Annotated in this window: 1 protein-coding gene and 1 other annotated feature; the gene reads right to left on the reverse strand. The window is 65.9% G+C overall.

Going from position 1 to position 1,334, the window contains the following annotated elements; all coding sequences use genetic code 11:
* Window positions 1-40 precede the first annotated feature (40 nt).
* Window positions 41-1,284 (reverse strand): IS3 family transposase gene (locus ACW62_RS32755; RefSeq protein WP_157575151.1). Its coding sequence is split into 2 segments (ribosomal slippage): window positions 41-996 and window positions 996-1,284, totalling 1,245 coding nucleotides; the frame shifts between segments, so codons are not numbered across the junction.
* Window positions 869-997, reverse strand: a sequence feature (AL1L pseudoknot). (Overlaps the previous gene by 129 nt.)
* Window positions 1,285-1,334: the final 50 nt, after the last annotated feature.

Below are 1,334 nucleotides of genomic sequence, written 5' to 3' on the forward strand. Positions count from 1 at the left end.
TGAACCGCCCCGGGATGTCCGGACACTTCGGATCGTGTCTCTACTCGGTCGGGACGAGACGGTTTCGTGCAGCGTAGTGGGCGGTCTCGACTTCGGCAGGTGTGAGGTCGTCGACTGATTCGTGGGTGCGCTCGTGGTTGAACCAGTGGACCCAGTTCAGGGTCTCGTGCTCGACGTGCTCGACGTCGCGCCAAGGTCCTTCGGGGCGGATCAGTTCGGTCTTGTAGATGCCGATCTGGGACTCGGCCAGGGCGTTGTCGTAGGCGTCGCCCACCGAACCCACCGAGGCGTCGACGCCGGCCTGCAGTAGCCGGCTGGTGAACGCGAACGAGGTGTACTGGGAGCCGGCGTCGGTGTGGTGGACCAGCCCGGACAGGTCGCCGGCCCCTGCCTGGTGGCGGGCCCAGATCGCATGCTCGAGGGTGTCGAGCACGAGTTGCGTGCTCATCCTGGTGGCGGCTCGCCAGCCGACGATCATCCGGGAGAACACGTCGAAGATGAAGGCCACGTAGACGGTGCCGGACCAGGTCGCGACGTAGGTGAAGTCGGCCACCCACAGCTGGTTCGGGCAGGTGGCGGTGAAGTCGCGATCGACCAGATCCAGGGGTCGCTCGGCCTTCGCGTCGCCGATGGTGGTGCGCACACGCTTGCCTCGAACGGCGCCCTGCCAGCCGTTACGTGTCATCAACCGCTCGATCGTGCACCTGGCCACGTCGTGGCCCTGGCGGCGCAGGTGCAGCCACATCTTGCGGGCACCGAACCGGGCGATGAACCGCTGCTCACGTGTCGTGGCGATCAGCTCGGTGATCTCGGCATCGCGCAGCACCCGCTTCGACGGCTCACGGTTCAGGTTGTCGTAGTAGGTGGACGGGGCGATCTTGATCCCATGCTCGCTCAGCACGCGACAGATCGGCTCGACCCCGAACTCCTCACGATGTTCGTCGATGAACGCGGTCAGTACCTGGACGGGCGGTCGAGCTCCGCCGCGAAGAAAGCCGACGCCGACTTCAAGATCTCGTTCGCGCGCCGCAGCTCGGCGACCTCACGCTTGAGCTCCCGGATCTCGGCCAACTCCGCCGTGGTCTTGCCCGGCCTCGTGCCGCCATCGACCTCGGCCTGACGCACCCACTTGCGCACAGTCTCAGCCGACCCGATCCCCAACTTCCCAGCGATCGTGCGGATCGCCTCGAACTCACTCGGGTACTCACCCCGCTCGACAGCTTCAGCGACCATCCGGACCGCGCGCTCACGCAACTCCCGGGGATACTTCGAGGGACGTGCCATGACTTCATCCTCCAACTAATGAAGTCTCCGGACACCCCGGGGCGGTTCAG

The sequence above is a fragment of the Jiangella muralis genome, assembly GCF_001270745.1.
Taxonomy (GTDB): Bacteria; Actinomycetota; Actinomycetes; order Jiangellales; family Jiangellaceae; genus Jiangella; species Jiangella muralis.